Source organism: Ensifer sp. KUDG1 (genome assembly GCF_050434285.1).
Taxonomy (GTDB): domain Bacteria; phylum Pseudomonadota; class Alphaproteobacteria; order Rhizobiales; family Rhizobiaceae; genus Ensifer.
Genome location: NZ_JBNDIG010000006.1, coordinates 121,529 through 147,438, shown reverse-complemented (window position 1 = coordinate 147,438; position 25,910 = coordinate 121,529). Strand labels below are relative to the sequence as shown.

The 25,910-nt window shown below is 64.9% G+C and carries 25 protein-coding genes; 8 read left to right on the top strand and 17 right to left on the bottom strand.

The window, feature by feature from the left end; all coding sequences use genetic code 11:
- Positions 1–29 precede the first annotated feature (29 nt).
- Positions 30–746: a L,D-transpeptidase gene (locus M2267_RS16985; protein WP_043622551.1), complete on the bottom strand. Its 717-nt coding sequence runs from the start codon at positions 744–746 to the stop codon at positions 30–32.
- 185 nt (positions 747–931) lie between these two features.
- Complete coding sequence (locus tag M2267_RS16980) at positions 932–1,690, bottom strand: L,D-transpeptidase (RefSeq protein ID WP_429115658.1); 759 nt, start codon at positions 1,688–1,690, stop codon at positions 932–934.
- Between the two features lie 115 nt (positions 1,691–1,805).
- Between M2267_RS16980 and M2267_RS16975 the strand changes: the two genes are divergently transcribed.
- A complete protein-coding gene (locus M2267_RS16975; RefSeq protein WP_429115656.1) occupies positions 1,806–2,468 on the top strand; it encodes a response regulator in 663 nt (220 codons plus the stop codon).
- Positions 2,468–3,841: an ATP-binding protein gene (locus tag M2267_RS16970; RefSeq protein WP_429115654.1), complete on the top strand. Its 1,374-nt coding sequence runs from the start codon at positions 2,468–2,470 to the stop codon at positions 3,839–3,841. The genes M2267_RS16975 and M2267_RS16970 overlap by 1 nt, the downstream gene beginning before the upstream one ends.
- A gap of 70 nt (positions 3,842–3,911) precedes the next feature.
- Here the strand turns inward: M2267_RS16970 and M2267_RS16965 are convergent, their stop codons facing one another.
- The 10 genes from M2267_RS16965 to M2267_RS16920 form a co-directional block, all read right to left on the bottom strand.
- Positions 3,912–5,582, bottom strand: coding sequence for an ABC transporter ATP-binding protein (locus tag M2267_RS16965; protein ID WP_429115653.1), 1,671 nt, complete (start codon positions 5,580–5,582; stop codon positions 3,912–3,914).
- Positions 5,579–6,523, bottom strand: a complete 945-nt coding sequence (locus tag M2267_RS16960) for an acetamidase/formamidase family protein (RefSeq protein ID WP_192450159.1) — start codon at positions 6,521–6,523, stop codon at positions 5,579–5,581. Before M2267_RS16960 ends, M2267_RS16965 begins: the two co-directional genes overlap by 4 nt.
- A 59-nt stretch (positions 6,524–6,582) precedes the next feature.
- Complete coding sequence (locus tag M2267_RS16955; protein WP_429115652.1) at positions 6,583–8,202, bottom strand: ABC transporter substrate-binding protein; 1,620 nt, start codon at positions 8,200–8,202, stop codon at positions 6,583–6,585.
- 29 nt (positions 8,203–8,231) lie between these two features.
- The gene (locus M2267_RS16950; protein WP_034805440.1) at positions 8,232–9,152 is read right to left on the bottom strand and encodes an ABC transporter permease; all 921 of its coding nucleotides are present in this window, start codon (positions 9,150–9,152) and stop codon (positions 8,232–8,234) included.
- A gap of 1 nt (position 9,153) precedes the next feature.
- Complete coding sequence (locus M2267_RS16945; protein WP_429115650.1) at positions 9,154–10,002, bottom strand: ABC transporter permease; 849 nt, start codon at positions 10,000–10,002, stop codon at positions 9,154–9,156.
- Positions 10,002–10,583: an ANTAR domain-containing response regulator gene (locus M2267_RS16940; RefSeq protein ID WP_429115648.1), complete on the bottom strand. Its 582-nt coding sequence runs from the start codon at positions 10,581–10,583 to the stop codon at positions 10,002–10,004. The genes M2267_RS16945 and M2267_RS16940 overlap by 1 nt, the downstream gene beginning before the upstream one ends.
- Entirely contained in the window at positions 10,580–11,716 is a 1,137-nt protein-coding gene (locus M2267_RS16935; RefSeq protein ID WP_429115646.1) for a transporter substrate-binding protein, read from the bottom strand. The genes M2267_RS16940 and M2267_RS16935 overlap by 4 nt, the downstream gene beginning before the upstream one ends.
- Before the next feature lie 304 nt (positions 11,717–12,020).
- Positions 12,021–14,513, bottom strand: a complete 2,493-nt coding sequence (locus M2267_RS16930) for a TonB-dependent hemoglobin/transferrin/lactoferrin family receptor (RefSeq protein WP_429115644.1) — start codon at positions 14,511–14,513, stop codon at positions 12,021–12,023.
- 93 nt (positions 14,514–14,606) lie between these two features.
- The gene (locus M2267_RS16925) at positions 14,607–15,548 is read right to left on the bottom strand and encodes a FecR family protein (RefSeq protein ID WP_429115642.1); all 942 of its coding nucleotides are present in this window, start codon (positions 15,546–15,548) and stop codon (positions 14,607–14,609) included.
- A complete protein-coding gene (locus M2267_RS16920; RefSeq protein WP_429115641.1) occupies positions 15,545–16,069 on the bottom strand; it encodes an RNA polymerase sigma factor in 525 nt (174 codons plus the stop codon). Before M2267_RS16920 ends, M2267_RS16925 begins: the two co-directional genes overlap by 4 nt.
- Before the next feature lie 280 nt (positions 16,070–16,349).
- Here M2267_RS16920 and M2267_RS16915 point away from each other — a divergent pair, with 280 nt between their 5' ends.
- Complete coding sequence (locus M2267_RS16915) at positions 16,350–16,784, top strand: GFA family protein (protein WP_043612921.1); 435 nt, start codon at positions 16,350–16,352, stop codon at positions 16,782–16,784.
- A 46-nt stretch (positions 16,785–16,830) separates the two neighbouring features.
- Here M2267_RS16915 and M2267_RS16910 read toward each other — a convergent pair whose 3' ends face one another.
- Positions 16,831–18,501, bottom strand: coding sequence for a SulP family inorganic anion transporter (locus M2267_RS16910; RefSeq protein WP_043612922.1), 1,671 nt, complete (start codon positions 18,499–18,501; stop codon positions 16,831–16,833).
- A gap of 304 nt (positions 18,502–18,805) precedes the next feature.
- On the opposite strand from M2267_RS16910, the gene M2267_RS16905 reads away from it, so the two are divergent.
- Positions 18,806–19,123 carry a potassium channel family protein gene (locus M2267_RS16905; RefSeq protein WP_043612924.1) on the top strand — a complete coding sequence of 106 codons (318 nt, stop codon included), beginning with the start codon at positions 18,806–18,808 and terminating at the stop codon, positions 19,121–19,123.
- Between the two features lie 49 nt (positions 19,124–19,172).
- On the opposite strand, the gene M2267_RS16900 is transcribed toward M2267_RS16905, so the two are convergent.
- The 3 genes from M2267_RS16900 to M2267_RS16890 all read right to left on the bottom strand — a co-directional run bounded on the left by M2267_RS16900 (position 19,173) and on the right by M2267_RS16890 (position 20,478).
- On the bottom strand, positions 19,173–19,775 hold the full coding sequence (locus M2267_RS16900; protein ID WP_429115638.1) for a nitroreductase family protein: 603 nt from the start codon (positions 19,773–19,775) through the stop codon (positions 19,173–19,175).
- 62 nt (positions 19,776–19,837) lie between these two features.
- Positions 19,838–20,050 carry a hypothetical protein gene (locus tag M2267_RS16895; RefSeq protein ID WP_429115636.1) on the bottom strand — a complete coding sequence of 71 codons (213 nt, stop codon included), beginning with the start codon at positions 20,048–20,050 and terminating at the stop codon, positions 19,838–19,840.
- 233 nt (positions 20,051–20,283) lie between these two features.
- Positions 20,284–20,478: a hypothetical protein gene (locus M2267_RS16890; RefSeq protein ID WP_043612968.1), complete on the bottom strand. Its 195-nt coding sequence runs from the start codon at positions 20,476–20,478 to the stop codon at positions 20,284–20,286.
- A 106-nt stretch (positions 20,479–20,584) separates the two neighbouring features.
- Here M2267_RS16890 and M2267_RS16885 point away from each other — a divergent pair, with 106 nt between their 5' ends.
- The 4 genes from M2267_RS16885 (at position 20,585) to M2267_RS16870 (ending at position 25,367) form a co-directional block, all read left to right on the top strand.
- On the top strand, positions 20,585–21,484 hold the full coding sequence (locus tag M2267_RS16885; RefSeq protein WP_429115634.1) for a LysR substrate-binding domain-containing protein: 900 nt from the start codon (positions 20,585–20,587) through the stop codon (positions 21,482–21,484).
- Positions 21,485–21,613: 129 nt separating this feature from the next.
- Positions 21,614–22,438: an N-formylglutamate amidohydrolase gene (locus M2267_RS16880; RefSeq protein ID WP_429115632.1), complete on the top strand. Its 825-nt coding sequence runs from the start codon at positions 21,614–21,616 to the stop codon at positions 22,436–22,438.
- Complete coding sequence (locus tag M2267_RS16875) at positions 22,435–24,312, top strand: flavohemoglobin expression-modulating QEGLA motif protein (protein ID WP_429115630.1); 1,878 nt, start codon at positions 22,435–22,437, stop codon at positions 24,310–24,312. The genes M2267_RS16880 and M2267_RS16875 overlap by 4 nt, the downstream gene beginning before the upstream one ends.
- An 8-nt stretch (positions 24,313–24,320) precedes the next feature.
- Complete coding sequence (locus M2267_RS16870) at positions 24,321–25,367, top strand: glutathione synthetase (protein ID WP_429115629.1); 1,047 nt, start codon at positions 24,321–24,323, stop codon at positions 25,365–25,367.
- A gap of 42 nt (positions 25,368–25,409) precedes the next feature.
- Here M2267_RS16870 and M2267_RS16865 read toward each other — a convergent pair whose 3' ends face one another.
- The gene (locus tag M2267_RS16865) at positions 25,410–25,886 is read right to left on the bottom strand and encodes an RbsD/FucU family protein (protein ID WP_429115627.1); all 477 of its coding nucleotides are present in this window, start codon (positions 25,884–25,886) and stop codon (positions 25,410–25,412) included.
- Positions 25,887–25,910 lie beyond the last annotated feature (24 nt).

Below are 25,910 nucleotides of genomic sequence, written 5' to 3'. Positions count from 1 at the left end.
GCGATGAAATTCCGCCAGAGTGTCGCCCGTTACAGGACGAGCAGCGGCGTCTTGCCTCTGACGCGATCATAGAGGTCGATCGCATCCTGCTGCAGCATGCGCACGCAGCCGGCCGACGCATTCTTGCCGATCGAGCGCCACTGCGGCGAGCCGTGGATGCGGTAGAGCGTGTCCTGCCCGTTCTGGAAAATATACATGGCGCGGGCGCCGAGCGGGTTGTCGAGGCCCGGATCCATGCCGCCGGCATCGATGCCGTACTTCTTGAGATGTGGCTGGCGCGCGACCATGTCGTCCGGCACGGTCCAGCGCGGCCATTTGCGCTTCCACTGCACCACGGCGCGGCCCTTCCAGGCGCGGCCGGCCGCGCCGAGACCGACGCCGTAGCGGATCGCACGGCCGCCCGGCAGCACGTAGTAGAGGAACATCGTGTTGGTATCGACGACGATCGAATGGGGCGGCTCGTTGGTGGCGTAGGCCACTTCCTGGCGCAGAAACTGGGACTTGATTTCGGTGTACTGGATGCCCGGAACGTCGTAGCCTTCGTCCTTCACCGGGGCGTAGACCTTCGCATAGTCGAAGGTCTTCGTCGGCACGCCCGCCGCATCCGCCGCCTTCTCCGGCGAGCCGCCGTCACCGGCGATCGGTTCGATCAGCTTCGGTTTCGGTTCGGGTTTCGGGATCTGCGTGCAGGCGCTCAAAACAGAGCTGGCGACCACCGCGAGCAGCGACCGGCGGGACAAATTCATCGACACTTTAATTCATTCCAGGGTTGGAGATTTCGGTTGGGAGGATCCGAGGGGAGGCCCAAGGCTGTTGGGCCGAACCGTGACCGAAATGTGGTGAAAATCTTTCTTTGGCGTGGATCGCTTGCGCGAGGCGGGACTCATCTTCGAAGTGTTGCAGAATTCCCGCGCTCGCCGCCTGCGCTCGCCTAACCGATCGCCATGTCGCCCTTGGTCGGATCCGGAATGACGACGATGGTGCTGCCGTCGCGGACCTGATCGTGAAGGTAGACGACATCCTGGTTGAGCAGGCGAATACAGCCGGAAGAAACCGCCTTGCCGATCGAAAACGCCTCGGGACTGCCGTGGATGCGGTAGAGCGTGTCCTTGCCGTCCTTGTGGATATAGAGCGCCCGGGCGCCGAGCGGGTTCTTGATGCCCGGAGGCATGCCGCCATTGGCGATGCTGTAGGGTTCGAGTTTCGGCTGGCGCGCCACCATCTCGTCGGGCGGCGTCCAGCGCGGCCATTTGCGCTTGTAAGCGACGATCGCCCGGCCCGACCAGGCAAAGCCCTCGCGCCCGACGCCGATGCCGTAGCGCATCGCCCGGCCGCCCGGCAGCACGTGATAGAGGTACTTCGCCGGCGTATCGACGATCAGCGTGCCGGGCCGTTCGCTGGTCGGATAATCCACCTCCTGCCGCCAGAACTTCGGATCGACCTCGGCGATCTTCACCTCGGGGATCGGAAACTGTTCGTCGGGCATCGCATAGTACATCGGCGGCACCGTGCGCCCGGCTGCCGGGCGGACGGGCATTATGGCCGCCGGCACCACCGCCGGCGTCGGGCGGGCGGTCGCGCAGCCGGTGACGAACAGCGAGGCCACGCCGACGACGAGGCCGCGGCGGGTCAGTGTGATGCCGGTCTTGTGATCGGCCGTGGAAGAAGAAGGCTCGTGTGCTTCGGTCATATCGGGCATTCAACGATTCGATTGTTGCAATGCCGCCTCAGAGGGAAGTTCTACCTTAAGGCTGCCTTAAGGGAGCGGTTAAAGGATCGCGCTCTCAGAAATGTTAGGAGTAGCGATGCGAGTCCTGATCGTCGAAGACGACGATATCCTTAGAGACGGCCTGAAGGTCGGCCTGGCGCTGGCGGGCTTCACCACCGATGCCGTCGGCACGTGCGACGCAGCCGCGACGGCGCTTGCCGCCAACGGCTTCGACGCGGTCGTGCTCGACCTGATGCTGCCCGACGGCTCCGGCCTCGACATCCTGCGGGACCTGCGCGCCAGGCAGAGCGACATTCCGGTGCTGCTATTGACCGCACGCGACACCGTGCGCGACCGCGTCGCCGGCCTCGACACCGGCGCCGACGACTATCTCGGCAAACCCTTCGACCTCGACGAGGTCGCCGCCCGGCTTCGGGCGCTGGCCCGACGCTCCAGCGGCCGGGCGACCGCCGCGCTGGAATGGTCGACGCTCAGGCTCGATCCGGCCAGGCAATCGGTGGAACAGGCGGGCAAGCCGGTGCAGCTGTCGCGGCGCGAATACTCCATCCTGCATACGCTGATGGCGCACCCGGGGGTGATTTTCTCCAAGACCAAGCTGGAGGACAAACTCTACGGCTGGCAGGAGGAAATCGAGAGCAATGCCGTCGAGGTGCACATCCACCATCTGCGCAACAAGCTCGGCCCGGGACTGATCGAAACCGTCCGCGGCATCGGCTACCGGCTGGGCGGAGCCGGCTGATGCAATCGCTGCGCGCCCGGCTTTTCGCCATCCTCCTGATCACGACGGGCCTTCTGTGGCTGTCGGCCACCGTCTGGATCTTCCTCAGCACCCGCGCCGAAGTGGAGCGCGTGCTCGACGCGCGGCTGATGGAGGCGGCGCGCATGGTGAATTCGCTGATCGTCAGCCCCGACATGATGAAGGAAGAAGGCGACACCCCCGCCAGCCGCCCGGCACAGAGCGCGATCCGGATCCCGCTGCTGGAGCACCCGCATTACGACCGCCAGCTCTCCTGTCAGATCTGGTCGCTGGATGGAACCTTGATCGGCAAGTCGGACAGCGCACCCGACACGACGCTTGCGCCCCATGCGATGGGCTTCTCCGAAACCGTCATCAACGGCGAGACCTGGCGCGTCTTTGCGGTGGAGAATGCCAGCCTCGGCGTGCGCGTGCTCGTCGGCGACAACCTGCGCATCCGCGACCGGCTGGTCAACGACCTGGTCAAGGGGCTGCTACTGCCGGCGCTGCTGATCATTCCGCTTCTGGCCGTCTTGATCTGGCTTTGCGTCGGGCGCGGCCTCGCGCCGCTGCGCAAGCTTGCCGGCGACCTCGCCGCGCGCGAAGCTTCCGACCTGCACGCGATCGAGGATACCGGCACGACGCGCGAGATCAGCCCAGTGCTGAAATCGCTGAACGGCCTTTTTGCCCGCGTTGCCGGCGCCCGCGAGCGCGAGCAGAACTTCATCGCCTTTGCCGCCCACGAATTGCGCACGCCGCTCGCCGGCCTGAAGACGCAGGCGCAGGTGGCACTCGCCAGCGACGACGGCGAAATCCGCGAAAAGGCGCTCGGGCAGATCGTCGCCGGAGTGGACCGTACCGGCAAGCTGGTGCGGCAATTGCTCGACATCGCCTCGGTCGAAGCCACCGAGAGCGCCAGGCCAGCAGCCGGTTTCGATGTCGGCGAGATGCTGGCAGGTCTCAGGACCGAACTTGCCGGTCAGCCCCATCGCGTCGATGTCGTCATCGACGCGGCGATGTCCGGCCTGCGCATCAGCATGGATCCGGACCTCTTCCGGCTCGCGGCGCGCAACCTGCTCGAAAACGCCGTCAACCATTCGCAACCGGGCGCAACGGTTCGCTGCCACGCCGAGCGTCGGGATCAGCATCTGGTGTTGGCGATCGACGACGAGGGTCCCGGAATCCCCGAAGAGGAAATGCCGCGCGTGACGGAGCGCTTCTTCCGCGGCCGGTTCAAGGCGGCTGCCGGCAGCGGGCTCGGCCTCAGCATCGTCGAGCGGGCGCTTGACCGCACCGGCGCCGAACTCGAACTGCGCAACCGACCGAGCGGTGGCCTCTCGGCCCGCATCGTGTTGCCGCAAGCCCTCGCGCAATGAGCGAGCCGGGCTGTTTCGAGCAGCAGCGGGATGCGGGCGAAAACCGCACCCGCCTTCTTCTGATATCGCTCTAGGCGCTTTTCCGCATCGGCGGGTCCGGCAGCGGCACGGCGGCCATCAGCGCCCGGGTATAGGCGTCCTGCGGATCCTCGAACACGGCCCGGCGCGTTCCCATCTCGACGATGCGGCCGCCGCGCATGACGGCGACATGGTGCGACATCCGCTCGATCACAGCCATGTCGTGCGAGACGAAGAGATAGGCGAGCCCCATCGTCTCCTGCAGTTCGAGCATCAGGTCGAGCACGCGCGCCCGAACCGAGACGTCGAGCGCGGCCACGCTTTCATCCGCAACGATCAGCTTCGGGTTGACCGCCAGCGCGCGGGCAATGCAGATGCGCTGGCGCTGTCCACCGGAGAATTCGTGCGGATAGCGGCTGGCGGCATCGGGCCCGAGGCCGACACGCCGCAGCAGATCGGCAACGCGATCCGTGCGTTCGCTGCGATTGCCGATGCCATGGATGAGCAGCGGCTCGGCAATCGCCGCCCCGACCGCCATGCGCGGGTCGAGCGAGGCATAGGGATCCTGAAAGATCATCTGCGCGGAGCGGCGCACGGGCCGCATCTGGCGTTGCGACAACGCGCCGATCTGCTGGCCGTCGATCGCCACATCGCCATCGAATGGAATGAGGCCGAGCACTGCCTTGCCGGTGGTCGACTTGCCCGATCCGCTTTCGCCGACGAGCCCCAGCGTTTCGCCGGGGAAGATGTCGAAGGAAACGTCGCTGACGGCGGCCGCCTGCTTCTTTCCGCCCAGAAGACCACCCGGTTTCTTGCCGTAAAAGACGGCGAGGTCGCGCACCGAAAGGACCGGGCTTGCAGTGCGCGGGACCGCTGCCGCAGCCGTGGCGGCGATACGCGGTGGGCCGTCGGTGCCGGCATGCGCCCCGAGCCTCGGCACGGCCGCCAATAGCTCCTGGGTGTAGCGCTCGCGCGGCGAGCGGAAGATCGGCAGCACGTCGCCCTGCTCGACGATGCGGCCCTGCTGCATGATGACCACCCGGTCGGCCATCTGCGCGACCACGCCCATGTCATGGGTGATGAGCACGATCGAGGCACCGAATTCGCGCTTCAGCTCCTTCATCAGCGTCAGGATCTGCGCCTGCACGGTGACGTCGAGCGCCGTCGTCGGCTCGTCGGCGATCAGCACCTTGGGTCGGCACGAGAGCGCCATCGCGATCATCACGCGCTGCCGCATGCCGCCCGAAAGCTCGTGCGGATGTTGGGTCATGCGCCGCGCCGGCTCGGTGATGTGCACCGCATCCAGCATGCGCAAGGCGACGGCGCTCGCCGTTCCTCCCTCGGATCCCTGATGCTCGCGGATGGCCTCGGTCAGTTGCTCGCCGATCGACATCACCGGATTGAGCGATGTCATCGGCTCCTGAAAAACCATGGCGACATCGCCGCCGCGCACGCTGCGCATCGCGCTGTTCGAGAGCTTCGAGAGTTCGCGCCCTTCGAGCTTGATGCTGCCGGAGGCGATCCTGAGCGATGCCTTCGGCAGGAGCCCCATGACGGCAAGCGAGGTCACGGATTTGCCCGAGCCGCTCTCGCCGGCAATGCACAGCGTCTCGCCGCTCATGAGGTTGAAGCTGACGGCATCAAGGACCCTTCGCGGTCCTTGCGGCGTCAGTGCATCGACGCTGAGGCCATCGATGCCGAGCACGGGTACTGCCGTTGTCACGAAAAGACGATCCTCGGGAAGTAGAAGGAAACGACCCAGTTCGGCTGGTCGACGATTTCGCTGATCCTGAGATCGCCGCAGACCGAGCAGAGCAGATAGGCATCGACCGGGCTCAAGCCGTGTTCGGCGCCAAGCAGGTCGATCATGCGCATCAGGCTTTCGCGCGCGCCGGTCATCAGATCCGGGCCGATGCCGGTCGTCACCTCGTAGCCGGCGGCATCCAGATGGCGGGTCACCGGACCCGGCGTGGTGAAGCGGGGGCTTGCGAGACGCGCGTCCTTGACGAGTTCGATCGTCGCTTCCACCTCCATCTGGCTTTCGATCGCCGTGCCGCAGACTTCGCCGTCGCCCTGCGCCGCGTGCGTGTCGCCGATCGAAAACAGCGCGCCCTCGACCTCGACCGGCAGATAGAGCGTGACGCCGGATGTCAGATCGCGAATGTCGAGATTGCCGCCGACCCGGCGCGGCGGCACGACGGAATGCAGGCCGGGTTCTGCCGGTGCGACGCCGATCGTGCCGGCAAACGGCTTCAGCGGCACGCGCCCGCCAGGGCCGTAAAGCGCCGGCGCCATGGTGTTGGCGTCATAGGACCACATGTGCAGCGCGGGATCGGTGAACTGATCGGCAAGCAGGCCGAAGCCCGGAATGTTGGCCGTCCAGCCGACGCCCGAGGGCACGAAGCGGCGGATCGTCACCTTCAGTGCGTCGCCGGGTTTTGCGCCTTCGACATAAACAGGACCCGTCACCGGGTTGATCCTGTCGAAATCGAGCGAGGCCAAGGTCTCGAGCGTCGAGCCGGCGCCAAGCTGGCCGCCGGAGGAATCCAGGCATTCGAAATGGATGGTCTCACCGGGCTTGGCGATCAGCGTCGGCTTGAAGTCGCGGTTCCAGCCGAAATGGTGCTTGGCGCGATGGATGGTGTGTGTGCAGGCAACGCACATGAACTCTCTCCCAAACGTAAGAAAGGCTCCCCGAAAACGCGTCCCGGGGAGCCCGCCGCTTATTGCTTCACGAAGATGGCGTCGTAGTTGATGACCCGGGTCGGATCGACGTAGATCTCGCCCTCGCCGCCCATGCGCGGCGACTTGGCAACGACGCGGCGCTCGTTGGTGACCGGCACCCACGGCGCATCGGCCATGATGTCGGTGAAGATCTTGCCCCACTCCGCCTGGCGTTCGGCGGCCTTTGCCGGATCCGACATGGAGTCGGCTGCGACCGCGCGCTTGTCGAGCGCCTCGTTGCAGTACCACGACCAGTTCCAGCCGCCCTGGACAGCACCGGAGCAGCCAAGGATCGGGCCATAGAAGTTCGACGGATCCGGGAAGTCGGCGATCCAGGCCATGCCGCCCGACCAGATCATCGGCGCCTCGCCTTCCGTGCCGCCTGCGGCGATGACGTTGGCCTGGGCAAGGGCGCGAACTTCCGCCTTGATGCCGATGGCGGCGAGATCCTGCTGGATCGCCTGGGCGATGCGTGGCTGCGGGTCGGTGTTGGTCGAATAGAGCACCGTCTCGAAACCATCGCCATGTCCGGCCTCGGCGAGCAGCGCCTTCGCCTTTTCAACGTCATAGCCATAGCCGGTGAAGGCCTTGTCATAACCCGGCATTAGCGGCGGCAGCGGCTGGTTGGCAGGCGTCGCGCGACCATTGAGGATGCGGGTGATACGCTCCTTGTTGATCGCCATATTGACGGCCTGACGAACCTTTACGTCGTCGAAGGGCTTCACCTTGGTGTTGAGCGTGACATAGCCGGTGTGCAGCTGCTGCCCGTCGACGATGATCTCGGCGCCCTCGGGCGAGTTCTTGATTTCCAGAAACTTTGCCGGCGGAATGCCGTCGCCGGCAATATCGACCTCGCCCTTCTGCAGGCGCAAGAGCGCCACCAGCGGCTCCTGGCCAACCTCGACCGTGAACTTGTCGATATGCGGCATGTCCTTGACGAAATAGTCTGGGTTGCGCTCGAAGGTCAGGCTCTGGCCGACGGTCCAGTCCTTGAGGATGAAGGTGCCGGAGCCGACCGGCTTCTTGCCGAAGTCGCCGGCAGCAGCCTCGACCGCTTCCTTCGGCACGACGGAGGCGAAGTTGACGGCGAGCACGTGCAGGAATGTGGCGTCCGGGCGCGATAGGTGGAAGACGACAGTCGCGTCATCCGGCGCCTCGATGCCTTCAAGCGTCGCCGCCTTGCCGCCCGACAGGTCGTCGAAGCCCTTGATCGCGCCGAAGAAGCCGGCGCCCGGTCCTTGGGTCTTCGGATCGACCGCGCGTTCGATCGAATATTTCACGTCCGAGGCGACGATCTCGCGTCCGTTGGTGAATTTCACGCCCTTGCGCAGCTTGAACGTATAGGTGAGGCCATCCGGCGCGACCTCGAAGGTTTCGGCGAGCGACGGCACCAGCTCGGTGGTGCCGGGTTTGTAGTCCATCAGGCGCGAGAACAGGCTCTTGATCATCGACCAGTTGACCCAGTCGTAACCGATGGCCGGATCGAGCGTGGCGATATCGTCCTTGTAGGTAATGACGATGTCGCCACCCTGTTTCGGCGCGTCCTGTGCCAGGGCCGAGAGCGGTGCTGCGAGCAGTGCCGCAGCGACGGTTGAAGTACGAAGCCAGCTTTTGAACATTGTTGTTCCCCTTTTTGGTTGGTTTCGGATTAGCGGGCGCGGATGCGCGGATCGATGAGCGGGGCGACGAGGTCGGCAAGGAGGTTGCCGAGCACGATCGCCAGCGCCGAGACGAGCGTCACCCCCATGATGATCGGGATGTCGACCTGCTGGATCGCCTGCCAGGCGAGCTGGCCGATGCCCGGCCAGCCATAGACGGCCTCGACGACGACGACCCCGCTCATGAACTGGCCGATATCGATGCCGATCATCGCGATGACGGGCAGAAGCGCGTTCGGCAGCGCATGGCGAAAGATGATGCGGAACGACGACAGGCCCTTGGCGCGTGCGGTGCGCACATAGTCCTGGTTCAAGACATCGATCATCGCCGAGCGCACCATGCGCGCATACCAGCCGGCACCGAGGATACCGAGCGTCAGGGCCGGCAGGACCACATGGGCGAAGCTGCCGAAGCCGCTCATCGGGAACCAGGCGAGGGTGACCGCGAAGACATAGAGCAACAGCAGCGCAGCAACGAATTGCGGCGCCGAGACGCCGACGAAGGACGCCATCATCACGAGGCGATCGACGAAACCGCCGCGCCGGATGGCCGCGACCACGCCGAGAAACACGCCGAGCAGGACTTCGACGAAAATGCCGGCCGCCATCAGGATCAGCGTTGCCGGCAGGCGCGCCGCGATCAGCGTACCGACATCGGTCTTCTGCGCGTAGGATCGGCCGAGGTCGCCCTGCACCAGCCCCTGCAGATAGCTCCAGAACTGCACGAGCAGCGGCTGGTCGAGCCCGAGTTCGCGGCGGATATTGGCGACCGTCTGCGCCGTTGCGCTGCGCCCGGCGATCATGCGCGCCGGATCGGCCGGAAGCGCGTAGAGCAGCAGGAAGGTGATGGCGGCAACGCCGAGCAGGATGAGCGCGGTCTGGACGAGACGGCGCAGCAGGAGAAACGCCATCTCAACCCCTCCCGCGTTGCGTCGGGTCGAGGATATCGCGAAGCGCATCGCCGACCAGGTTGAAGGAGAGCGCGGTCAACAGGATGACGGCGCCGGGGATGAAGACCAGCCAGGGGGCAGCCTGAAAGTAGCTCTGGCTTTCGAAGATGATGTTGCCCCAGGAGGGCGTCGGCGGCTGCACGCCGATGCCGAGGAAGGAGAGCGTCGCTTCGAGCAGCACGGTCGTTGCGATGCCGAGCGTGCCCCAGACGATCGCCGTCGGGATGAGATGCGGCAGGATGTGGTGAAACAGGATGCGCCCGTGGCCGGCACCGAGCGAGCGCTCGGCGAGGATGAAGTCGCGCTCGACGAGGCCGCGGGTCTCGGTATAGACGATGCGGGCGACCTGGACCCAGTTGACGAGCGCGATCACCATGGCGACGATCCAGAGGCTCGGGCGCAGCAGGGCGGCAAGGACGATCGCCAGCAGCAGCGCCGGAAAGGCCATCATCAGATCGGTGAAGCGCATCAACGCGTTGCCGACGAGGCCGCGCAGATAACCCGAGAGAATGCCGATCATCAGTCCGATCGAGACGGCGACGCCGTTGGCAACGAGGCCGATGACCAGCGACGTTCGCGCGCCATAGAGCAGGCGCGAAAAGAGGTCGCGGCCGAGCGTATCGGTACCGAGCAGGAACTGCGCACTCGGCGGCAATGGCGCGCCTTCGAGCGTGAGCCCGTCGAACATCTGTTCGTCCGGGCTATAGGGCGCAATCAGCGGCGCGGCCAAAGCGAGCATGACGACCAGTGCCACGACGACGAGACCGAACAGCGCCGCCGGCTGCCTGAACATGGATTTCAGAACCTGCATCAACCGGCCTCCGGCAGCGGCTCGGCACCGCCGAGGATGGAACCGGCGACCTGCTCCATCGACAGGCGCTTCTTCATCGCGCAATTGCGCAGGATGCCATAGGCCTGTTCTTCGTCGACATGACAGGCCTGGCCGATCTTCTGTACGGCGGCATGCACGAGCGGGCGCATGCGCACGCGTTCTTCGAGATGGGCGACCTTGTCGGCAACCGCCCGGCGTTCCTGGTGGATGCCGACGGCCATGACCAGCGCCGGATAGACCGCCGACGAGGCGACGGGTTTGGCGATGATCGCCGCTGCCCCCTGCCCCATCGCCCAGGCGACCCGGCCCGGTGCTTCCGAGCCAAGCAGGGCGATCAACGGCCGCGGCGCCTGTTCGTCCTTCCAGGGCAACAGCCCGCTCCAACCCTGGTCGGCGTCGACGAGGATGATATCGGGCAGGTCGCGCGCATCGAGCGGCTGCCATTGCACGCTGACGTCGAAGCCGAAGAGCTTGAGCTGTCGCACGAGCCGCTCCGTCGTCTGGTCTTCGCGGTGCAGGATCGCCGCACGCCAGCCGGTGAAGTTCGGTGTTTCCCTCATGAGACGATCCGCAATTGGGGCGCCTTGCGCTTGCGCTGGCCGGTCAGATAGGGGTCGGCGGCAATCGACGGCAGCGACGTGACGATGTCGAAACCGCCGTCGTCGCTGATGCGGCCGAGATGGAACGGCAACGCCGCATGGTGGGTCTGTGGATCGATCCTGAGCGGGCCGAGCACGCTCTGATGCGGCGCGGCCGAAACGAGCTGCGTGATCGTCGCGGGGTCGTCGACGCCCGCCTCGATGATCGCCTCGGCGCAGAGCTTGACGGAAGCATAGGCGCTGGCAAACAGGCTGGAAATGCGCCGCCCGGGTCCGAAGCGACTGGCGACGCGCAGCTTGAAGGCAACGTTGTCGGGCGAGATCACCGTGTCGAAGTAGGAAGCGGCACACAGCTGGCCGGTCGCAACCCCGAGGCCGATATCCGTCAACTCGCATTCCTGCAGATCGCAGCTGACGACCGGGCAATTTTCCGGGCGGAAGGCAGGATTGCGTTCGGCCAGCGCCCGGATCGCCGCATGAAAGGCGTAGCTGGAAGGCCCGACGAGATTGTTGAGAATGAAGCTCGGCCGGCGCTGCTCGATTTCGGCAACGATGCGCTCCACCGCGGTTTCCTCGAGTGGCAGGTAACGTTCGCCGAGCACGGCGCCGCCGGCCTCCTCCACCAGTTCGCGCGCCAGGCGGTTCATTTCCCAGCCCCAGACATAGTTGGCGCCGATCAGGTAGGGCCGGTTGCCGAAGCGCGGCAGCAGATAGTCGAGCAAGGGCAGCAAATGCTGGTTCGGGCAGCCGCCCGTATAGATGACGTTGTCGTTGGCTTCGAAGCCCTCATAGGGGCACATGTACCAGAGCAGGCCGTCGTGCTTTTCGACGAGCGGAATGACTTCCTTGCGGGCGAGCGACGTGATGGTGCCGATGATGTGGCGGCATCCGTGGTCACGCAGCAGCGATCTGGCGCCTTCGAGATAGCGGTCGATATTGGCTTCCGGATCGATGAAAACCGGTTCGATCCGGGCCGGATGGCTTGCCGCGATCTCCTCGATCGCCAGTTCCGCACCGTCGCGGCAGTCGCGACCCATCGTCCCGTACGGTCCGGTGGTCGAATAGAGGATGCCGATCTTTACCGCGCCGCTCATGTACCCGCCAAAAACCAAAAACCCCACGACGCCGTGCCCATCGAAGATGGGGGCATCATGGGGCCAAACTGCCCATCGACCATCGAGGTCATGTGAATGGATTGATCATGCTCAATCTGAGAGCATGATTAAGATACGGGCAATCGACGGCTGTCAAGCAAGGATTGGCAAGCTCGTACGGGATTGTGCGCAACTTTACACACAGAGCCGGGTGGAGCCCCGCAATCAAGCGCCACTGCTGCGTGGAAGGACCTACGAAGAAATTCGACCGGCCGCGTGCGAGCCGATCGAGTGTCCATGCCGGTCAGAACTTGCGGCTGATCGCGATCTTGAAGTTGCGGCCGGGCATCGCCGAGATCCCGTCGCTGAGATAGGGCTCGTAATATTTGTCGAAGATGTTGTCGACGGCGAGATGCACTTCGCCGCCTTCCATGAAGCCCGATGTCGGCGTCCAGTCGAGGAACAGGCCGTGCACCGCATAGCCGGCGCTTGGCGGACGCGCGTAGGTCTGTCCGCCCTGGTTGTAGGGCGTGCGGTTCTGGTCGTCGACGAAGGTGCCCGTCCAGCCGAAGGCGAGATCCCGGTCCGGCACCTTGATCCCGGCCGTCGCGATCACGGTCAGGGGCGCCAGATCGTTGATATAGGTGTCCGGCCCCCAGACGTTGTTGACCGCTCCGGTCCGCTCGCCGGTCATCCAGGACACGCCGAGATCGCCGAACAGGCGCTCGGTCTCGTAATGCGCCTGCCACTCGATGCCGCGGATATCGTAGGACGGCGTGTTCCAGTAGAACGGCACGTTGCCGGTGACGTCGGCGAGGTTGGCCGTGCCGAACCGGCGCGTTACCGGGTTGGAGACGTGGTTGTTGTAGACCGAGATGCGCGTCGACAGCATGTCGTCGGTCGTCAGCACGTCGTTGAAGCTGAAGTCGACGCCGATGTTGAAGGTGCTGTTGCGCTCGACCTCCAGGCCGCGGCTGGTGCCGGACGCCTTGGTGAGAACGCTCTGGGTCGAATAGAGTTCGTCGATGTTGGGCACGCGCATCGCATAGGCCCAGTCGGCGAAGAACCGCACGGACGGCGTCGCTTCCCATGCCAGGCTGATCGCCGGCGTCACGCCCTGGTGGGAGACTGCGGAATAGTCGTGTCCGGCCAGCGGATTGTTGAAGCGCGGCGCCGCGTTCGGCACGCCCTTCGAGCGCACATGGTCGTAGCGCAGGCCGGGCGTCACGGCAAACGTGTCGGTCAGGTCGATCCGGTCGCGAACGAAGGCGGCAAAGGTCTTTTGCGTGCCCTCGGGCATGAACCACGGCGCGTAGTAGCCGTAGTTGTACTGGGCCTGGGTGCGGTTGGCGATGTCGTACATCCAGATGTCGCGATCATGATCGAGATACTGAATGCCATAGTTCAGGCTGTGCGACAGGCCGCCGAGCGTGAAATTGGAGGTGTTCTCCGCTTCGAACTTGATGTCGGTGTAGGTGGCGTCGTTTTCGTAGCCGCCGACGGATGCGCTGGGGTTGAGCCCCGGAATGTCGGGCCGCTTCGCATGCTGGCTGGTCGACGAGAAGCTTCCCATCATGCGGTAATTCACCAGGTCGCTGTCGCCCGTATAGCTATAGGTGAGCGTCGAGGTGAAATCCTCGATTTCGCGCCAGGTGAGAAGGCGGCGCATCGCTTCCTTGTAGCCGTAGCGCGTGATGTTGTAATCCGACGGCGCCGACTGGCCGCGGATGGCGGCCACGGGTCCCCAATTGTCGTTCTGGCCGTAGGCGACCGTCCCCCTGATCTCGTGGCCGTCATATTCGGCACCGACATTGGCAAGCAGGGTGGTCAGCTTCGAGTTGGAATAGTTGTAGACCTCGCCGCCGCCGACGCGCATGTCGTCGCTCTTGCGCCATGTGCCGGCCAGAAGGCCGTCATAGGTGATGGGGCCGCCGAAATCCGACTTTCCGTAGAGCGCGCCGGTTTCGAGAAACTGCTTGTTGGCGCTCTGGAAACCGGACTTGGCCCAGACGCCCCATTCTTCGCCGGGCCTCAGCATGTCGGCCGCGTCCTTGGTCTCCATCAGCACCGTGCCGCCGAAGCCGCCATTGCCGTAGCGCACCGACGTCGCGCCCTTTTCGATTTCGACGCGCTTGAGCAGTTCGGGCTCGATGAAGACGGTGCCTTGATCGTATTTCTCGAAGTTCTTCGGCGCGCCGTCGAGGATGATGCGAACGTCCGACTGCCGGGCAAAGCCGCGGATGGCGAGCGTCTGCCCCTCGATACGCACGCCACCGCCCATCGAAACGCCGGGCGTCTTCTGCAGCAATTCCGGAAGGCTCGATGCCTGGGCCTTTTCGATATCCTCGGCGTCAAGAACCGCGATGTTCGGCGCGCGGTCACCGTCCTTGGCGTCGCCGCGGGCGACGATGGGTGCGAGCTTCGTGCCTTCGCCGTCTGCCGGCGCCGCGGCTTCCACCGCCCCCATCAGCTTCACCGTCGAGCCGCCGACGAAGCGATAGCGGACGCCCGTTCCGCTCAGCAGCCGCGCTAGCGCTTCTTCGGCCGTCATCTCGCCGGAAAGGCCTGGCGTGGTGACACCTGAGGCTACCGAGCTGTCGAACACCACCTGCAGCTTGAGCTGCGCGGCCAGGCGGTTGACGGCAGTCGTCAGCTTGCCCGCGGGCACGTCGACCGGGTACCGCAACGCATCTTGCGCGAGCGCGACAGTCGTGGTGAGGGCAAGAACGGTGCCTGCCATCAGCAGGCTGAAAATTCCGGATTGGCGGCGGCGGCCGGTCGTATTCGAATGTGGCATGATGCTTCCAGACAGAGAGATGGCCGAAACGGCCGGGGTCTGGTTTCTGGACGAACGAGGTGCCGGTTCAGGGACACCTCGTCCTCGATTTTTTTAGCGAAGGATCGTGACGTAGGGTCCAATCCGGGTGACCTTGACGTCGAAGGCTTCGGCAAGACCTTGCAATGCGCCGACGGGATCGGAGAGATCAAAGCTGCCGGACACCCGCCTGGCGCCGATACCAGCATGGGCGATCAGGATCGTGCCGGGAACGTAGCGCCCGATTTCCTCGACGACGGACGCGATCGTGCGTTCCTCGAAGACCAGGCGCCCCTGTCGCCATGCTGCTGCCACGAACGGATCGATCGGCGTGATATCGCCGAGACGGCCGTCATAGTCGTAGCGGACCTGCTCGTTGACCGCGACACGGCGCGGCAGCATCGCCATGTCCGTCGCGACCGATACCGCGTGTTCGATCACGGTGACTCTGGTGCCGTCGTCGGTAAGATTGACGTCGAATGCCGTCCCCAGTGCCGTCGTCGTGCCGCCTCCAGCCTCGACGACAAAGGGTCGGCTGCTGTCGGCTGCGACCTGGACGAAGGCCTCGCCACGCAACAGCACGATCCGCCGCTCGGCGGAAGTGAATTGATAGGCGACGGCGGACTGGGCGTTGAGCTGCAGGGTCGAACCATCCTCAAGGGCAAGGATCGGCCGTTCGCCCTTGCCGGCGATGACGTCCGCCCGCATCCACATGGCGCCGTCGAACGAAAGAAAGAGCCCGGCGCCGATGCTGACGATGGCCGCCAGAGCCGCCACCGTTTTTCTCCGCGTCCCGGTCGCTGTCATAGCCTTTTGGGCAAATTCCGGTTCGCGCCGGATCAACAGCGATGCGTCGCCGATCGCCCTTTGGACGCGGGCAAAAATCTCGGCATGGGCAGGATCCTCCGCGCGCCAGCGTTCGAAGGCGAGCCGCAACGCTTCGTCGTCTGGATCGCCCGTTAGGCGAACCAACCAATCCACCGCCTGCTCGCGCACCCGCCTGTCACCCGCCGTCACAACACCTCCTCCAGCCGGTCGAGGCAATGCAGATAGGCCTTGCGCAGATGGCGGTCGACCATGTTGCGGCTGATGCCGGTGCGCATGGCGATTTCGTCCGAGGTGAGGTTGCCGATGCGGCTTGCGAGAAAGACGCGCCGCCGCTGCAGCGACATCTCCATGATCGCCCTTTTCAGGATCATCAGTCGCCGGGGAAGATCGATGTTGGCGTCGGGTCCGGGGATATCGCTGGCGACCGCCAGGGCGTCTTCTTCGCTGCCGGAGAAAAGTTTGAGCTCAAAGCGGTCGCGCCGCAGCCGGTCGATGCCGAGATTGGCGCAGGCGCGGCGCAGAAACGCCCTCAGCGACGACTTGTTCTCAAGCGGCGTGCGCCGATCGACCAGCCGGACATAAAGCTCGTGCACGACCTCGTTTGCGGTGGCGGCCTGGTGACCACGTCGCCGCGTCATGGCGCAGAGTTCGTCGTAGTAGGCCACGATCGCGTCGTCGAGCATCAAATGCGAAGCTGATTTCTCTGGCATGACAATTTTCAGGGCCGATCCGGAGCCGTCGGCAGAGCGAAGATGAGAGACAGGGCGCGGCGCGCACGAGGCAGCGCCGGCGTTCATTAGCGCGTCCTCGCAGCACACACAACAAATATGAGTATTGTACTCATCTTTTATTTCCGGAACGGCCGGCAATGCAACTAGCTCGAAAGGAGGCGTTGACCTCAGGGCTCAGAGTGAGACCCTCAGTCAAGGTTCACGCCGGTGATCCGCTAGAGCCAGATTTCCGGGTGACAAGAGCCGAAAGGAGAAAGTCATGGCAGGAAACGGCAGCCTCAACGGAAAGTGCTTCTGCGGCGCAGTCGAGATCGAAGTGAGCGGCGATCCGGCCGCCATGGGCTATTGCCATTGCAGTTCCTGCCGCAGCTGGTCGGCAGGCCCGGTCAACGCCTTCACGCTCTGGCCACCGGAAAAGGTCAAGATCATCAAGGGTGCGGACAATCTCGTCGGCTACCAGAAGACGGCAACGAGCGTACGCAAATGGTGCAAGGCTTGCGGCGGGCATCTCATGACCGAGCATCCGCTGTGGGGTGTCACCGACGTCTTTGCCGCGGCAATCCCGGCGCTTGCCTTCAAACCGATGCTGCACGTCAACTATCAGGAGACAGTGCTGCCGATGAAGGACGGCCTGCCGAAATATCGCGACTTCCCGCCGGCCTTCGGCGGAACGGGCGAGATGATGGCGGAATAGCTCACGCTTTGAGCGTAATTCCGGACGGAAAACGGCTTGAGGTGCTCTACTCCGGCGCGGCGCCGGCCAGATAGTGCTGGAGCGCCGTGCGGGTATTGACGAACAGGCGGTCGGCGCCGAGCTGATCGGCAAAGCCGGATGCGCGCACATAGGCAAGCACGTCCGGGTTCAGCTCGGCCAGCCAGACGGTGACGCCGTGTTCGCTGATGCGGCGCTCGCCCTCCATCATCATCTGCAGCGCCGAATATTCGATGTCGAAAACCCGGCTCATGTCGAGCACGACAACCCGGGGCTTCTGTTTTGCGACGAGCATCTGCGCCTGATCGGCCACCTGCTGGGCATTGCCAAAGAAGAGCCGTCCCTCCGGCCGGATGATCAATAGCCCCTCGAAGGTCTCGTCGTCGGGGTGCTCGGGCGAGAGCGGCCGCAGCCGGTCGGTGTCGCGCTTGCGTCCGACGACATAGACCTTCGCTGACGCCGCCTGGCGGGCGAGCCCGATGAAGGAGAGCACGATCGCGACGATGATGCCCTGCAGCGTACCGAAGAAGAGCACGCCGAGGAAGGCGGCCAGCGCCCAGTGAAACTCCATCAGCCGAACCTTGCGGACGGAGAGGAAATCCGCCGGTTTGATCAGCCCGACCGAGTAGACGATGACGATGGCCGCAAGGACGGCCTGCGGCAGGAGACCGAGAAGCGGCGCCAGCACCAGCATGGTCGCGGCCGCGGCCGCCGCGGTGACCAGAGACGCCATCTGGCTGTGGCCGCCGACAGCCCGCACCACGGCGGTTTGCGACGTGCCGCCGCCGGCACTCATGGCACCGAAGAAGGCGCCCCCGAAATTCGCAGCACCCGTGGCCAGCAATTCGCGGTTCGCCCGGATCGGCGGGTCGGACGGCGCGGCGAAGGCGCGGCCCGCCGCGATGGTTTCGGTGAAGCTCATCAGCGCGATGCCGAGCGCGCCCGGCAACAGTTCCTGGACAAGACCGAGGCTCGGAAGCGTCAGCGACGGCAGGGACTGCGGGATGAAGCCAACGGTGGAGACGCCGAGCGCCTGCAGCCCGGCAAACCAGGAAAGCGCGATGCCCGCGGCCACGGCCAGAAGCGGCGCCGGCGAATGCGGCCAGAGCCGTTCCATCGCCAGCAGCGCCACCAGCGCCGCGGCGGCGATCGCGAGCGTCAGCATCGAGGTCTCGGACAGGTGGCCGGCGATGCTTAGGATATCGCGGAAGAAACCTTCCTTGGTGATGTGGATGCCGAGCAGCTTCGGCACCTGATCGAGCACGATGACGAGGCCGATGCCGGCCTTGAAGCCGATCAGCACCGGCGACGAGATGAAGTTGGCGACGAAGCCGAAGCGCAGCAGCGACGCGAGGAAGAGAAGCGCGCCCGTCAGGGCGGTCAGCGTCGCGGTGGCCGTCAGCAGCTTGGCGGGATCGCCGTCGGGGACGGCAAGGCCGAGCTGCGTGCCGGCAAGGATCGCAAGGGTGGTGGTCGACGAAACGCTCAGGACGCGGGAGGTGCCGAGAAGCGCGTAGATGATCATCGGCACGAAGGCGGTGTAAAGACCGACGCTGACCGGCAGACCGGCGACCGTGGCATAGGCCATGGCCTTGGGCAGGACCACGGCGGCGGCGGTAAGACCCGCGATCACGTCAAGCCGCAAACCCGCGGAGAGACCACGGCTGTCGCCGGCAAGTGAATGCTCATGCGATGCCATCGGGATCGTCCTTCGGCAGGAGATTCATGAGATTATTCTAAATCGATAACACTCGGTCAAAGCGGTTGCAAGAAATGCAATTGTCCGCATCGTACCTTACCTGCCGGCCGGCAAAACAGGCGCTGGAAGCCGTCCCGACTCAGGTCTATCCTGATCGCGGCAGCTCGCATCGAGAGGGGATTTCGACGACGGGAAACGGGCCTTGGGTGGAGCGTTACGAGGGCGTGGCTGGTTCGCCTCGGGCCTACCCGCGAGAGGGAGGATTGCGGTGGCAGAGTCTCAACGCCGGCGGCAGACGAAAAGAATGCGACGCCGGTTCTTCTTCAATCTCTACCAGCAGCTTCAGCTGCTCTGGCCGATCTTCTCGGCGATCCTGATTGTGATGGTCGGGGCCGGTATCATCATCTGGCGCATCGAAGACTGGCGGCTCGACGAGGCGCTTTACTTCACCTTCGTCACGGGCCTGACCATCGGCTATGGCGACATCACGCCCAAGCATCTGAGCGCGCGGGTGCTGGCACTGGTGATCGGCTTTTCCGGCATCGTCCTGACCGGCCTCGTCGCAGCGGTCACCGTGCAGGCGCTGAACGAGACCAGCCGGGATGAGACCGACGACCCCTGAGAGGTCGGGCCGGCAAGCCCCACCTCCCCGCGGTACCTGGTTTCAAGGATCAGCCAGCGACGAACCGGCCTTCCGATACGATCTCCGACAGCGCCTTGCGCGGGCTAGGCTGCTCGCGCTGCTGCAGCGCTTGCGGCAGCAGCGCCTTGTCGCCGAGGCGCCCGATCGCGACGGCCGCTTCGATCCGGTAGTTTTCCGGCACGCCAAGCTCGGCGCGCGCCCGCTCATAGTCGAGACCGGCCATGCCGTGCGCCTGCCAGCCGGAATGGGCGGCCTGCAGCGCCAGCGCACCCCAAGCGGCACCGGCGTCGAAGGAATGGGTGTAGGACGGCACTTCCTCACTGGCGCCCGGCGGCAGCAGAGAGGTCTTCGACAGCACGAAGATCAGCGCCGAGGCCTCTGCCGCCCAGCTCCGGTTGAACTCGTTGAGGAGGCCGAGCAGGCTCTCCCAGCCTTCAGTGCTGCGGCGCGCATAGACGAAATGCCAAGGCTGGGCATTGTAGGCGGACGGCGCCCAGCGGGCAGCCTCGAGCATCTGAAACAGTTCGGGCTCGGAAATCTCGGCACCCGAATAGGCGCGCGGAGACCAGCGCTCGAGGAAAAGCGGGTTGATCGCATAATCTGCGACGCGGGAATTCACATGCAATGTCATGGGGATGTTCCATTCATCGACGGCGTTTCGCCGTCACTTGGGGTCATTGTTGGCGGGTTTGATCACCGACGGCCGAAGCTTTGATAGCGATCGCAGCGGCTTTTCAAGGTCGAAATCTCCTCGGAGAGTTCGGCGATGCGGTCCTTGAGTTCGTGGACCGTGCCATCCTCGATATCGTCGAAACCAAAACAATCGCGTGCCTCGTGCAGTTCCAGCCGGCCCTGAAGGACCTCGCGGATCGCACTCAAACGCTCATATTGCCGCAGCATGCTCATCATGGACCTCATCTCAGGCGGCCGCCGCAAACCTGCGTCGACCGGACATCACCGATGATTATCCACTTAACTAGTAGATTAAAGGAATTCTGACCCAAAGAGCGGGCGGGTCGTGGAAAACTGCTCCCCGACGACGACGCTGCGTCGCGGGCATGAAAAGACCCGGGCGGTGGGAGGTCCGCCCGGGTCTTTCGAAATCATCCGGTAGGGCGAAATCATGCGGACCGGCAAAATCACGTGGTCGGGAGGTCGTGCCCCTCGGGGCGGTTGCCGTCGAGAAAGCCCATATCCCGCTTCAGGTGATCCGACAGATCCCTGACGTCGACGACATCGGTCGTCCGGCTCTTCCTCGCGAACAGGAACGCCAGCCAGGAACCGACGGAAAAATCGTTTGTCGACGAAAAACTACGTACTTGAATGGTTGTCATAGCCGTCATCCTCTTCATCAATCCGTCTAATGGACGGACCTTGAAAATGGTTGTGGGCGGCATCAACTTCCAATCGAATATCGGTCACCATGCATAAGGCCATTTAATGCATAAGACACTTCCGCTCCCACCATTGACGGCGATACGCGTCTTCGAGGCGGTCGCGCGCCATGGAAGCTTCACCAACGCCGCAAGCGAACTCGGCATGACGCAAGCCGCGGTGAGCTATCAGATCAAGGTGCTCGAAGATCGGATCGGCGCGCCGGTGTTCCTGCGCCGCCCGCGCCAGATCGCGCTTACCGAGGTCGGCCAGCGGCTCGCCCCAGTGGTGACGCAGGTCTTCGAGCAGCTCAGCGAAGCCTATGTAAACGCGCGCGGCGGCGCCCAGGGAACGCTGGTCATCAGCACGATCGCGACCTTTGCCTCCAACTGGCTGGCGCGGCGCCTCGGCTCGTTTCAGATCGCCCACCCCTCGCTTGCCGTGCGCCTTCAGACCGAGCCGCATCTGGTCGACTTCAGCCGCGAGGAGGTCGATATCGGCATCCGCTCGGGCCGCGGCGCGTGGCCGGGACTTGCGGCCCACCGGCTGATCGACGCCGACTTTTCACCGATGCTGAGCCCGGGCCTTGCGGCCAGCATCGGCGGTGTGAAGGAACCGGCCGACCTGCTGCGGCTGCCGCTTCTCGACCCCGGCGATCCCTGGTGGGCGCGGTGGTTTGCCGCCGCCAACGTGCCGGTGGAGGGGCTTGCGAGCCGGCCCGGCGCCAGCATGGGCGCCCAGGTCTATGAGGGGAATGCAGCGACCGCCGGACAGGGCGTGGCGATCCTGACGCCGGCCTTCTTTGCGGCGGAACTTGCCGACGGGCGCCTGATCCAACCCTTCGATCTGCTCTGCGACGAGAGCCAGGCCTATTGGCTTGTCTATCCGGAAAGCCGGCGAAACTCCCCGAAAATCAGCGCCTTCCGCCAGTGGATTCTCGGCGAGATCGGCCAGCAAAAACCGTGAAGACGGCTGTCGGAGCAGAGTGATCTTGCGTCTCGACCGGTCCGGAATTTTCCTGCGCCCCGGAACCCTTCGGGCCACCGGGGAGTTGCACCCCCGTAGCGACCAGAGCGAGGGAGTGCCGGAGCGAAGATGCCAAGCGAGCCGACGGAACAGTTCCGCTCAGCCAGCGAAACCACCTGGTGGACCGTGCAACGCGGCGACGCGCCAGTCGTCGGCACCGCGATCCACAACGGGCACGCCATGCGCGGCGACGCCCGTGCGCTCATCGCCCTGACGGACGAGGAACGGCTGCGCGAGGAGGATCCGTACACGGAATTCGTCATCCGCGATCTTGCCAACCGCATCGTCGTTCACAGGTCCCGCTTCGAGGTCGATCTCAACCGTGCCCGCATGGGCGCGATCTATCTTCAACCGGCGCAGGCCTGGGGCCTTTCCGTCTGGCGGGAACATCCGCCCGTCGAGATGATCGAGGCGTCGCTCGCCGTCCATGACGAATACTATGCCATGCTGCATTCGATGCTGACGGCGATCGAGCGCCGCCACGGTCGCTTCATCGTGCTCGACATGCACAGCTACAACCACCGGCGGCAGGGACCGGAAGCGGCGCCCACGGCCGCCGACGAAGCCCCGGAAATCAACATCGGAACCTCCTCGATGGACCGGCTCAGATGGGCCGACGTCATCGATACGCTGATGTCGGCGCTCAGTGCCGCCCGTATCGACGGCCGACCGGTGGATGTGCGCGAGAACATAGCCTTCCAGGGACGCGGAGAGCAGACGCGCTTCATCCACGAGCATTTTCCCGAGACCGGCTGCGCGATCGCGATCGAGTTCAAGAAGACCTTCATGGACGAATGGACCGGTAAGCCGGATATCGGTGCGCTTCGTTCGCTGCGGGCACTGGTCTGCTCGCTCGTCCCAACCCTGACCGAAACGCTGGCGAGGCAGCGATGACGGAGGAGAAAGCGGCACCCACAAGTTCGGCCCCGGCCTGGCTCGACGAGGCCATCGGCCGACTGACGGAAGGCCGCGCCGTTCGGCGGGATTTCGGCGAGGGCGGGCGACTGCACATCGACCGTCTCGTTCCCTTCCTCTGCGTGCACATCGCCGCCGAGTACCAGCAGCCGGTGGCCCGCGACATCGCCCAGGCGAACGCCGCCTATCTGTTGGCGCCCGACGTCGACACCGCCGCCGCAATCATCGAACGTGTGGGGCGCGTAATCGAACAGCGCCTCGGCCTGTTCATCGTGCTCGAATTCGGCGAACTTGAAAGCGATGAACCGCCGGCCAAGGACGCGCCCTTCCTGCCGCCCTTCTTGATCGAGGTGGTCGCCGGCGCGCACGCCGCCGAGCAGGTCGCCGCCAAGGCCTTGATCGAGACGGCAGCGACGATCGAAGGCAAGTTCCGGACGCCGCATGTGACGCTCGTCGAGCGCCCGACGACGACAGGCCGAAAGGCGCTTGCGCTCGACTACCCACATCTGACGGTGCGCTTTGCGCCGATCTACTGCGAGCCGGGAACGCGCCGCATCTATCCGCAACTGCGCGAGCGGCTGGTCGCGAGCGTCTTCGACGCAGGGCTGAGGGCCGTTGCCGCTTTCGCCCGCGCAAAATCGGACAATTTTCGACTGCCGACGCACCGCGCCTTCGGCCGAAAGGCTTTCGTCGATGCCGTCGTGCGCGCCGACCGCGGCATCGACGAGATCGCGTCGAGCTTCGACTTCCTGCTGGCGGTGACGCCGATCAACGCGGAAGCCGCATGGACGGAATTCGCCTCGGGCGGCTTCTCCAAGAGCCCGCGTCTCTACTACCGGCCGCTGACGCTGCAGATCGAGACGGCCAAGCGGAAGCTCTTCTCGCTCAATTTCGAACACCTCGAAGATCCGCTGCTCTACGCCCTCTACCGGGAAAAGCAGCAGGAGGTCGATCTGCAGCTGTCGATGATCTCGGCGCGGGAAACCCGCACCTTCGTCGAGTTCGGCCGCGCCCTCTACGGCCCGGTGGAAGCCACGCTTCACGACGCCGCCTCCGAAATCCTGGCACGCACGGCGCCCGATCGCCACGCCCCGTCATCGAGCGCAGACCGGCGCGATTGCGAGTACATAAGGGAGCGCGCTCAGGCGATGATATCGGCCTATCGGTGCCAGTCGGCCGATTTTTCCGCCTCTATCGACATCCGCGACGACCTGCCGGCCGGCCTGCTCGTTTCCCGCGGCCAGCTTTTGATTGCCAGGAGTTCCGCGCTCGACGCCGATCGCGTCGAGGCGCTGCTCAACCACGAGATTGGCGTGCATCTGCTGACCTATTTCAACGGTTCTGCCCAGGGACTGCGTATCCTCCGCTCCGGACTGGCCGGTTACGAAGGCATGCAGGAGGGGCTCGCGGTCTTTGCCGAATATCTGAGCGCCGGCATGACGATCGACCGGTTGCGCGTCCTGGCAGCACGGGTCGTCGGCTGCGCCGCCATGCTCGACGGCGCACCCTTTCCGCAGACCTACCGGCTGCTCGTCGACGGACATGGCTTTGCCGCCGCCGAGGCCTTCAACATCACCCTGCGCATCTATCGCGGCGGCGGGTTGGTCAAGGACGCGATCTACCTGCGCGGCCTGCTGCAGCTTCTCGATCATCTGGCCCGCGGCGGCAGTCTCGAACCGTTCTGGATGGGCAAGATCGCCGCCTCCCATTTCGGCGCGATCCAGGAGCTCAGCCTGCGCGGCCTCCTTGGTGCCGCAGCGCTCCGCCCTATCTTTCTCGATGAGGTCAAAGCGCGCGACCGACTTCAGCGAGCCCAAGGGGGACTGTCCCCGCTCGACTTGATCGCAGAGTAGGAAACCGAATGCGCATTGCCTTTCTCGTCAACTCCATCGAGGCCGAAGAGACGTTCTATGCGACGACGTCGCTGGCGCTCGCAGCCCTCGCCCGCGGCCACGAGATCGTCTACCTCACACCCGGCGATTTCGTTCTGACACCCGACGGCCGGCTAATCGTCCACGCGCTTTCTCTCGGAACGGCAAAGCCGCGCAAGGCCGAAACCTTCATAACGGCGCTGCGGGGCGACGCGACCCGGCGCGAGATCCTGGACATTACGGACATCCAGATCCTCTTTCTGCGCAACGACCCGTCGGAGGATGTCGCAACACGGCCCTGGGCGGCCCAGGCCGGCATCATCTTCGGGCGGCTCGCCGCCGAGCGCGGCGCGATCGTCGTCAACGACCCGGACGGATTGGCGGCAGCACAGAACAAGCTCTATCTGCAGGGTTTTCCCGAGGTCGTCCGTCCAACCACGCTGATCACGAAACACATGGAGGAGGTCCGGTCCTTCCTCGACGCCCATCCCGAGGGCGTCATCCTGAAGCCGCTGCAGGGCTCCGGCGGCAAGAACGTCTTCAAGGTCGGCTCCAGCCATGAGACGAACCTCAACCAGATCTTCGAGGCCGTCAGCGAGATGGGCTATGTGATCGCGCAGGAATACCTGCCGGCGGCGACGGAGGGCGATGTCCGCCTGTTCCTGATGAACGGCCGGCCGCTGAAGCGTGGCGACACCTACGCCGCCGTGCGGCGCGTTCCGGCGGAAGGCGAGCTGCGCTCCAACATGCATGTCAACGGCCGGCCCGTCGCCGCCGTCGTCACCCCGGCGATGCTCGCCGTCGCCGAGGAGATGCGCCCCAAGCTGGTGCGCGACGGCATGTTCCTGGTCGGCCTCGACGTCGTCGGCGACAAGCTGGTGGAGGTCAATGTCTTCACGCCCGGCGCCCTGCCGGAGATCGCCGAGCTGACCTCGATCGAGTTCAGCGAAGACATCGTCGCGGAGCTCGAACGGAAGGTCGAGATAAGGCGCGCCAATGATGGCATGCTTTCCAATCGGGAGCTTGCGACCCTTTGATTGGCGGCGCCCGCCGCCGGCGACTATTCCCCAAGGTGGCTCTCACCCGGCGACGGTCTCGTCCCAGTGGCTGGCTGGCGGCACCACGCCTTTGGTGAAGAGGAAGCTGCCGAAGCGGCGCGCCTCGCCCGTCACGATGACGCAATAGGCGCGCTTGGCTTCCTCGTGGAAGGCGAAACGCTCGATCGCATACATCTTCGAAAGAGGACCATCCGCGCGCTCGACCTCGGCCTGCACCTCGCGCTGGACCTCCGGCAGTTCGCCCGCCGCCCCATCCGCCGTCAGCCGTGCCGCCGAAGGCTGTAGCGGCGTGTCGAGCGGCATGACGGAAAGAATGGCGCGCACCGCACGCGCGGCCGAGACATTCGCAATGTGCAGCGGGAGACCGAGCCGGGTGTGGCGCGCGATGGTGTCGGCGGGAAAATTCGCGTCAACGATCGCGATCCGGTCTCCATGTCCCATTGAGCGCAGCGCATGCAGCACGTCGGCGTTCAGCGCCGGATCGATGTTCTTGAGCATCAGCCTGCCTTCCTCATTTGCTTC